Origin of the sequence: Staphylococcus sp. HMSC069E10 (genome assembly GCF_001809205.1) — a bacterium.
Taxonomy (GTDB): Bacteria; Bacillota; Bacilli; order Staphylococcales; family Staphylococcaceae; genus Staphylococcus; species Staphylococcus hominis.
In genome coordinates this window covers 20,388-29,485 of record NZ_KV796468.1, presented here as the reverse complement: position 1 = coordinate 29,485, position 9,098 = coordinate 20,388, and the positions used below count along the sequence as shown (strand labels likewise).

At 29.4% G+C, this 9,098-nt stretch carries 8 protein-coding genes; 1 reads left to right on the top strand and 7 read right to left on the bottom strand.

Annotated elements, in window-relative coordinates:
• Nucleotides 1-30: 30 nt before the first annotated feature.
• From sbcC to sosA, 7 genes are all read right to left on the bottom strand, one after another.
• Nucleotides 31-3,066, bottom strand: coding sequence for an exonuclease subunit SbcC (gene sbcC / locus HMPREF2561_RS00910; protein WP_049419847.1), 3,036 nt, complete (start codon nt 3,064-3,066; stop codon nt 31-33).
• Nucleotide 3,067: 1 nt separating this feature from the next.
• Nucleotides 3,068-4,192, bottom strand: a complete 1,125-nt coding sequence (gene sbcD, locus HMPREF2561_RS00905; protein ID WP_017174667.1) for an exonuclease subunit SbcD — start codon at nt 4,190-4,192, stop codon at nt 3,068-3,070.
• Between the two features lie 160 nt (nt 4,193-4,352).
• The gene (locus HMPREF2561_RS00900; protein WP_002449105.1) at nt 4,353-4,820 is read right to left on the bottom strand and encodes a CcdC family protein; all 468 of its coding nucleotides are present in this window, start codon (nt 4,818-4,820) and stop codon (nt 4,353-4,355) included.
• A 132-nt stretch (nt 4,821-4,952) separates the two neighbouring features.
• The gene (locus HMPREF2561_RS00895; RefSeq protein WP_037541068.1) at nt 4,953-5,195 is read right to left on the bottom strand and encodes a YneF family protein; all 243 of its coding nucleotides are present in this window, start codon (nt 5,193-5,195) and stop codon (nt 4,953-4,955) included.
• A gap of 231 nt (nt 5,196-5,426) precedes the next feature.
• Complete coding sequence (gene tkt, locus HMPREF2561_RS00890; protein WP_017174666.1) at nt 5,427-7,415, bottom strand: transketolase; 1,989 nt, start codon at nt 7,413-7,415, stop codon at nt 5,427-5,429.
• A gap of 101 nt (nt 7,416-7,516) precedes the next feature.
• Nucleotides 7,517-7,756, bottom strand: coding sequence for a DUF896 domain-containing protein (locus HMPREF2561_RS00885; protein WP_017174665.1), 240 nt, complete (start codon nt 7,754-7,756; stop codon nt 7,517-7,519).
• A 185-nt stretch (nt 7,757-7,941) separates the two neighbouring features.
• Nucleotides 7,942-8,175, bottom strand: coding sequence for a DNA damage-induced cell division inhibitor SosA (gene sosA / locus HMPREF2561_RS00880; RefSeq protein ID WP_017174664.1), 234 nt, complete (start codon nt 8,173-8,175; stop codon nt 7,942-7,944).
• A gap of 143 nt (nt 8,176-8,318) precedes the next feature.
• Between sosA and lexA the strand changes: the two genes are divergently transcribed.
• Nucleotides 8,319-8,939, top strand: coding sequence for a transcriptional repressor LexA (gene lexA / locus HMPREF2561_RS00875; RefSeq protein WP_002449099.1), 621 nt, complete (start codon nt 8,319-8,321; stop codon nt 8,937-8,939).
• Nucleotides 8,940-9,098: the final 159 nt, after the last annotated feature.

Here is a 9,098-nt window from a genome sequence, read left to right as displayed (position 1 = left end):
TTGTTAGGAATTATGTCCCAGCCTCTTTTGTTACTTCCATTTAAATTTTGTGTAACTTTGATACTGATTTGTATTTACTTCAAGTATTAATGGGATTCGTTGTTTTAACTCACTCACATGAGAGATAATTCCTACCATCCGTCCAGATGTTTTTAAATTTAATAATGTATCAAGAGATGTTTCTAAAGTTTCTTGATCAAGTGTGCCAAATCCTTCATCGATAAACATTGATTCTAACGTTATCCCTCCAGATTCTTGTTGTACGACTTCACTTAATCCCAATGCTAGAGCCAGTGATGCTTGAAACGTTTCTCCTCCTGATAATGAGCTAATATGTCTTGACTTATTAGAATATAAATCAAATACATCGATTTCTAATCCACTATATCCTTGTGATATTGATTCTCTTCGTTTAAGTTGATATCTTCGCCCGCTCATTATATCTAATCTAATATTTGCTTGATGTATAATTCTTTCTAAATAATAGATTAATACATAGTTTTCAAGCGATAATTTTTGATGATTCTTTCCTGATAAAACCTCAGATAAATTAAAAATTTGTTGCTGCTCTTTTAACTCTTCATCTAAATAGTGAATATGTTTTTCAATTTTTGCAAATTTTTCATCATTTTTCTTAATTTTATATTGTATTGATACAACATCATTAACATACTGATTATATTTTTCTTCGATATGTTCTTTTTGCATTTCAAGATTAGATATATCTTCAAGTTCTTTTTCACTTGTAAGACGTGTTAATCGTTCTATTTCAACGTTATATTTATATTGTTCCTTATCGAAGTGATTAATTCTTTTTTCAATATGCTCTATATCTTGAAGTTCATGTTTTAATTTTTTTATTTCATCTTCATTTTCTAAACCTAATCGTTTCATTTCTTTTCGGATAGTTGTTGTAAAATAATCTAATTCGTTTTGTAGTTCTTTACTCGTAGTCAAATAATTATCAACACTATTTTTTTCTAAAGCTAGCGCATTTTGATATGATTGCATATTTTTATTAGTATCATCAACATGTTGATGATACTCATCAATCTCTTTTCGAAGACTTAAGTAATAATTTTTAAAAGTTTCAATACTTGAATATCCTGTGCTTATTTCAAAATCTTGAATTAAAGTTTGATTCTGACGTTTTTGAGAAGCTAATTTCTCTAATTTAAGTTCCTGCTGATGCTTCTCTTGCTGTAACGCATGAAATTGTTGTTGTAATTTATCTAACTCTTCTAATTGTTGTTGTAATTGTATTTTTTCAGACTTTGCACATTGTAACTTTTCTTTGATTTGGTCTAAATTAATCGATTCATACTCTATCTCTCCTAAATCTGATATGTTTTGAGAGAGTAATTCACACGTCGTTTCGCTTTTACTTAAATGCTGTTTTTTTTCATTAATTTCATCAGAAAGTTTATCAAGTAATTGATGATTTTGATTAATAGTTTCAAAATCAATATGCTGATTTAAAGATTCAACTTCATTTCCACATATTGGACATGTATCGCCAATACGTAACGCTGACTGTATTTCAATAATAAAGGTTTGTTTATCATTTAAATCAATATTACGTTTATCAATGCTTTCTAACTGTTGATTGAGTGTTTCAATATCATTTTTTAAATTTTGTATCTTTTTTGAATGTTGATGATATTGTTGTTTTAGAGAAACTTGCTTTTCATACTTATCTTTTAAACTTTGTTGTTCATCTAATTGTTTTTGTAATTGATATATTTGTTCAGTCAACTCATCAATAGCTTTATTATCCATTTTATAGCTATCAATAGATTGACTCATTTTATGTTCTTTATTAATTAACTGCTCTTGCTCTTCCATCATTTCATTATAATTATGAATAATATGTTCTTGCTCTTCAAATGCTTGTTGATATTTATCCAATTGATGATAAAAAGGCTTCGATTGTTCTAAATTCTCACTTTTTAAGTGGTATGAGTCACTCATCTTGTTTAATTGTTTATGTTCTTTTTCAAGTATGTTTATTTTATTATTTATTTGCGATATTTTATTTTCAGTCTCTATTATTTTGGTTTTTATTATTTGATACTTCTCTTCTTTCAAACGTTGTTGATCATATAAATTAAATAGCATGCCAGTATCTTTTAATCGATTTAATTTTACTTTTAATGCTTGTATGTCTTCAATCTGTTCATCTAATTGATGTTTTAATTGGTGGTATTCTTCTAATTCAATCAGTTGTTGTTCTAAATTTTTATTTAAATCAATGCGTTTTATTATAGAATGTAATTGTTCTTTTTGCTCATTTTTTATATGTAGTCTTTGTTCTTCGAGTTGATGACCTATCGTTTTGAAGTTGGGAATAGCCTGCAATAATTCTTGAGTTTTTATATGATGGATTTGTTTCAATTGAATTAATTGCTCATCATCAAATGCGTCAACATCTTCCCATAGTAATTTAATTTGATCGTATCTTTTTTCAATTTGTTTTTTCTCTTCTTTCATTTCATTTTTGAGCAAATTTTGAATTTCCTCAAAACGTATACTATTAAATAAAGTTCTTAATATCCCCTGTTTATCTGTACTATTGGATACTAAAAATTTTTTAAATTCACCTTGTGGAAGAATAAATAACTGTCTAAATTGTTCAGCATTAACGCCTAGTAATGACTTAATATATTGATTTCCAGCACTGATTTTACTTTCTCTTAATTCATATGTTTCACTTTTAGAATCATATTCATACACATCTAGTTTTCCTGGTGTTTGACTAGTGTTTCCCTCTTTAGTAAAAGCACCTTGACGAATAATTTTGAAATATTTTTCATTAAGTTGAAATTCATATTCAACCCACATAGGAGATTTTGCCTCTGCAAAATGACTTCTTAATCCCGCTTCACTTCTGCCTTCTGTAGAAGCTTTTCCAAATAACGAAAATACAATTGCATCAAATATCATGGTTTTTCCCGAACCAGTTTTACCACTAATTAAAAAAAGCTGATCATTTTTAATTTGAGTAAAATCTATCTTTTCATGTAAGAATGGGCCAAAATTATTTAACGTTAATTTTATTGGTTTCATTTTAGACCTCCTTATTCGATACCAAAGTGATTAAATTATTTATTTTTTCTTCCTGATACTTGGTCATCTCATTATCTGTAATCATCTTATAAAATTGCTTAATAATAGTTTGGTCGTCTTGTTGTTGTATTTGTGTCTGATGTAAAGGCCCCTCATTTTCAAAAGTAATATTGCTAAGCGCAAGAGTATTGGGGAATAGTTGTTTTAAATGAATCATTGGATCACTAATATGCGACATATTTTTAAGTTTGAAATGTATATAATTATCTTTATTTTTAGGTTGAATATGTCCTTGAATCACTTCATCATACTCGCCCTCAACCACTTCAAGCTCTCTTAAAGGTTTAAGTTGCACAAATGATGTTGATAGTTCATTTTTATCTTGAACCACTAAACGTTTATATCCCTTAGGCTGGTTTATTTCTGAAAATGAATATTGTAACAGTGAACCAGAATAATCAATAATGTCATCTTTAATACTAAATGGATGATGTAAATGTCCTAATAACACTTTATCAAATACGTTAAAACATGATTTAGTAACACTTTCAACAGTCCCAATTGTTAAAGGTCTTTCTGAATCCGATGTTTTTCCTCCATTTATCGTTAAGTGACCAATTAAAATATTTATTTTCTCTTTATTCAAATTTTCTACTATATAATTAATACATTTTTCTGTTGCTTGTTGATAAGTTTGAATAGAAGCATCTTTAAAAAATTCTTTTACTTCACTAATAGTAGCAAATGGAAGTACATAGAAATGTACATCATTAAATTCGATAGGTTGATTCATATGTTTTAATTTTGTACGAATAAAGAGTTTGGAATGTTCAAACCATGAAGCTCCATAATTCAATCGTTCTTTACCATCGTGATTACCATTAGAAATAATCATAGGGATATTCATATCTATATTAATAGTATGAATAGCATTTTCAAAAAGATGAATAGTTTCTTTACTTGGATAAGTTGTATCATAAATATCCCCAGCAATCACAACTACATCAGGTTTCTCATCTTTTAAACATTGGATAAATTGTTCTAAAATAAATGATTGGTCTTCAAGAAATTGTTTTCCGTTAAGTATCTTTCCTAAATGCCAATCTCCAGTATGTATAATTTTCATAACATTCCCCTTACTTTTTAAAGCATTATACTTTAATTTTAAAAAAGAGCGAGATTGAATTCTCAATGAACTCACATACTCGCTCTAAACTTCAATTCAATTTAATATCAAAAAATAATATTTTATTTAATTTTAGATAAGCTAATAATATTAATCTCTATTATGAGACTAAAGATTTTTTAACATTTTTATATTTATATAACATAGCTAAACGCCAAGGAACAATCATACTAAATGCCAATAAAAAGAACATGCCTCCGATTTCTCCTGGATCAATAGAGCTACTAATAAATATTTTTATGATTGTTCTAATAATTAAAAGTGAAATTAAAATGATTGGAAACGCTTTTGATCGTTTCATATATACCTCAGCGCCTTGAACTTCAAAATGACTTGTCCAGATAAGTACAGATGAAAATATCACACCTAAAATGATAGATTCTAAAATTTCAGCCCCAGTTAATCTAAAATATGGAATAACATACATCAAAGCCCCTGTCGACATAAAGATAGGAGGTAAAATAATTTTCTTTTCATTTACAGGGAACTTTTGTGCTTTCATACGAATAACTATGACAACAATCCCCATAAACAATGCAAATACTATGGAAAAAACTAAATATGCCAAATTTACACCTTCTTATACTCACATAACTAAAAGTTTAATACTATTATACTTCTTAAATACTCCAACTAAAAATGTTTTACAACAAAAACAAAGGATTGTAAACCCTTATGGCATACAATCCTTTAATAACTATTATTTTTTTGAACTCTTCATGTTTTGATCCATGTTTTTGTTCATCATCGTCATCATTTGATTGATTTTCTTTTGAGACGGTTTTTGTCCCATTTGCATCATCATCATACGTAACATTTCTTCATTGATAGGTGGGTTTTTTTTCAAATAGTCCATCATATATTTTCTTGCTAAGAAGAAACCACCAACTAGTCCGATGATAAGTGCTACAATGATTAATAAAATTGCTAACCAAGTTGCCATTGTTTCACCCACTTTCTATATCCTACTGAATTTTACTAAATAACTACCTTGATTTCAAGAGTTAGTTTTAGAATAACACCTCTTCGCTTTTATATTAACAAACTGTTTAACACGAATACTAATATTTATAAATAACTTCATATAAAGTGCTATGCACAAAATAAAAAAGAGCAGGAAAGAACTCATTTTGAATTCATTCCCCGCTCTCTCTATGTTGACTAAATCATAATATTAAAAAGTGCGAATTTGATTTAAAATATTTTCTTTAGTAAAGCCATATTTTTCGACAACTAAGTCTCCTGGTGCACTTGCACCAAAACCATCGATTCCAATTACTTTACCTTCAGTGCCTACATATTTATGCCAACCGAGTGGTGAAGCCATTTCAATTGCAACACGTTTAGTTAATTCTTTTGGAATAACTGATTCTTTATACTCGTCTGTTTGTTGCTCAAAAGCGAACCAGTTTGGCATAGAAACGACTCTTACACCTTTACCTTGTTTATCTAAATCTTTAGCTACTTCAATAGCTAAGCTTACTTCTGAGCCAGTTGCTAGTAATAGATATTCAGGTTTAGTTTCAGTTTCAAATACAACATATGCACCTTTTCGTACGCCTTCTTCAACCGTTTCTTCATCTACATCTAAATAAGGAAGATTTTGACGAGTTAAAACTAGAGATGTTGGTGTTTGTTTAGATTCTAATGCAACTTCCCATGCTACTCTTGTTTCATTACCGTCTGCTGGACGAATGACGTTCATATTTGGAATAGCTCTTAAACCTGCTAACTGTTCAATCGGTTCGTGTGTTGGACCATCTTCACCTACAGCAATTGAATCATGTGTAAAGATAAATGTTGCATTCAATCCCATAATTGCAGATAAGCGTAATGCTGGTTTTAAGTAATCACTAAATACGAAGAATGTAGCACCATAAGGATGTAAACCTCCATGTGCTGCCATACCGTTTACTGCAGCACCCATAGCAAATTCTCTTACACCAAACCAAACATTTTTACCTTCTGGAGTATTAGGATTGTAATCTGTAGCTTCTTTAACATTTGATTTATTAGATCCTGCTAAATCTGCAGAACCACCAAAGAATGAAGGAACAGATTTACTAATTGCTTGAATGATTTCTCCAGAATCTGCACGAGTAGCTGCATTATGATCACTACTGAATTTTGGTAATTCATCTTTATAATTTTCAGGTAATTTACCACTGATTGCCAATTTAAATTCTTCAGCTAACTCTGGATATTTTTCTGTATATGTTTCTAATTTTTCTTTCCACTCATCTTCATGCTCATTTGCACGTTTTAGCATTGTTGTTTGGAAGATTTCATATACTTCTTCTGGAACATTGAAACGTTTTTCTGGATCTAATCCATATGCTTCAAATGTAAGTTTTCTTTCATCAGTACCAAGTGGCGCTCCGTGAACACCATTTGTACCGCTAACGTTTGGCGCGCCGTAACCAATAATTGTTTTAACTTCAATTAACGTAGGACCATTTTGCTGTTTAGCTTTAGTAATCGCATTATCAATTTCTTCTAAATTGTTGCCATCTTTTACTAAAATATGGTTCCATCCATAACTTTCAAAACGTTGTTTTACATCTTCTGAGAAAGATTTGTTAAGTTCACCATCAAGTGAAATATCATTTGAATCGTATAATACAATAAGTTTATCTAATTGATTATGACCAGCAAATGAAGCTGCTTCATGAGAAATACCTTCCATTAAATCTCCATCTGAAGCCAACACGTAAGTATAATGATCTACAACGTTAATATCATCTTTATTAAATTTACCACCTAAATGCGCTTCAGCTAAAGCCATTCCCACAGACATAGCAAATCCTTGTCCTAATGGACCTGTTGTAACTTCAACACCATCTGTATGACGAAACTCAGGATGTCCAGGTGTTTTAGAACCCCATTGTCTGAACTGCTTTAATTCTTCTAATTCTAAGCTTCCAGAGACATGTAATAAACTATATAGTAAAGCAGAACCATGACCTGCAGATAATATAAATCTATCTCTGTTAAAGTAGTCTTTAGATTGTGGATTAAAGTTTAAGTGGCGAGTCCAAAGCGTGTAGGCCATTGGTGCAGCTCCCATAGGCAGACCAGGATGACCAGAATTTGCTTCTTCAATTGCATCAATACTTAATGCACGTATAGTATCAATAGCTAATTGGTCTTTTTCATTAAACATCTTACATACTTCCCTTCTAGAATTAATCATCTTTTTTATATTATAACTTAAAAATATAGTAAATGATAAGATTATAATGTTAATGATTAAAATGTTATTAACTATTGATCATTCTTTTTACTTTCTTGAATTTTTTTAAGTTTTTCCGGCGTTACATCGTTACCTTCTGGATCAATGACTTTGGTACTTTCAATTTGTTGTTTAAATCCTTCTCTAAAAGAATCTAAATATTGTTTACGCAACTTAGATTGCTCTTTTGCTTCAGCTTCTGTTAAACCTTGCTCTTTTTTCTTTTTTGCTAATTCATTAATTCTATCTATATTTAAATTATTATTTGACATGTCATCACACTTCCTATTCTTTTCTTTAATACATATAAAATACTTAATTAATATAACAAAAAGAGACATAGATAAAAAATCTAAGCATCATAAACTCTTTCTAAAATAAATGAAGTATTTTTATATAATACTTCATATTCCCATTTCTTAGAAGTAATAACTTTTTATCTATATCTCTTAAATATTTATTTAACTAAGGCGAACACTTTATAGTCTGTTTGTTCTGTATTATCGGGTATATCGTTCTTATAATCATCGTTTAAAATCGCTTTTTTAGGGATCGTATGATCGGTAATTTCGTACATGTGTTCCGTATGAGCGTTCTGATATAAGTTAGTAAAAAACACCAGAAAAACGATGCAAGATACTACTAGAACAATTATATTTTTAATGATATTACTAGTATAATTACTAAGCATTTATTTTCACTCCTAGAACATTTGTTTGTATAAATACTTTAACAGAACGAGTGTTCCTAGTCAATAGTATTACGAACAAATGTTTGTTTAAAAAATCAAAAAATGCTATACTATATTAAAATAAACTTAGGGAGTGCCTATATATGAGAGAGTTAACTAAAAGACAAAGTGAGATTTATGATTATATTAAACATGTTGTTCAAATAAAAGGTTATCCACCAAGTGTAAGAGAGATTGGTGAAGCTGTTGGTCTTGCTTCAAGTTCAACTGTGCATGGTCATTTATCTAGATTAGAAGAAAAAGGATATATTAGAAGAGATCCTACTAAACCTAGAGCAATTGAAATCGTGAGTGATCAAAATAATGATATGACTAGAGAAGAAACTATCTATGTTCCTGTTATCGGTAAAGTTACAGCTGGAGTTCCAATTACAGCAGTAGAGAATATAGAAGAATACTTTCCATTACCAGAACATTTAACATCCACACACAATAGTGATGTGTTTATTTTAAATGTTATCGGTGAAAGTATGATTGAAGCGGGTATTTTAGACGGAGATAAAGTAATTGTAAGAAGCCAAACTATTGCTGAAAATGGAGATATTATCGTAGCAATGACTGAAGATGATGAAGCTACTGTAAAACGTTTTTTTAAAGAAAAAAATCGATATCGTTTACAACCAGAAAATAGTGCTATGAGTCCTATTTACTTAGATAATGTAACAGTTATCGGTAAAGTTATTGGTCTTTATAGAGAATTGTAGTTTATCTCTTGTTTGTTACGTTAAAATCTCTTATATATATGTTTAATATACAAAAAACTAGAAGTGCCTAAGCACTTCTAGTTTTATTTTTTATTTAAAATCTCTTTAACTTTATCAAGTATATCTTTTTTCTTATTTTTCTTTGTAGGCATAATATCA

What these genes read in the sequence shown, in the direction of transcription:
- sbcC (WP_049419847.1), bottom strand. Translation starts at nt 3,066, where the DNA reads ATGAAACCAATAAAATTAACGTTAAATAATTTTGGCCCATTCTTACAT.
- sbcD (WP_017174667.1), bottom strand. Translation starts at nt 4,192, where the DNA reads ATGAAAATTATACATACTGGAGATTGGCATTTAGGAAAGATACTTAAC.
- HMPREF2561_RS00895 (WP_037541068.1), bottom strand. Translation starts at nt 5,195, where the DNA reads ATGGCAACTTGGTTAGCAATTTTATTAATCATTGTAGCACTTATCATC.
- tkt (WP_017174666.1), bottom strand. Translation starts at nt 7,415, where the DNA reads ATGTTTAATGAAAAAGACCAATTAGCTATTGATACTATACGTGCATTA.
- HMPREF2561_RS00885 (WP_017174665.1), bottom strand. Translation starts at nt 7,756, where the DNA reads ATGTCAAATAATAATTTAAATATAGATAGAATTAATGAATTAGCAAAA.
- sosA (WP_017174664.1), bottom strand. Translation starts at nt 8,175, where the DNA reads ATGCTTAGTAATTATACTAGTAATATCATTAAAAATATAATTGTTCTA.
- lexA (WP_002449099.1), top strand. Translation starts at nt 8,319, where the DNA reads ATGAGAGAGTTAACTAAAAGACAAAGTGAGATTTATGATTATATTAAA.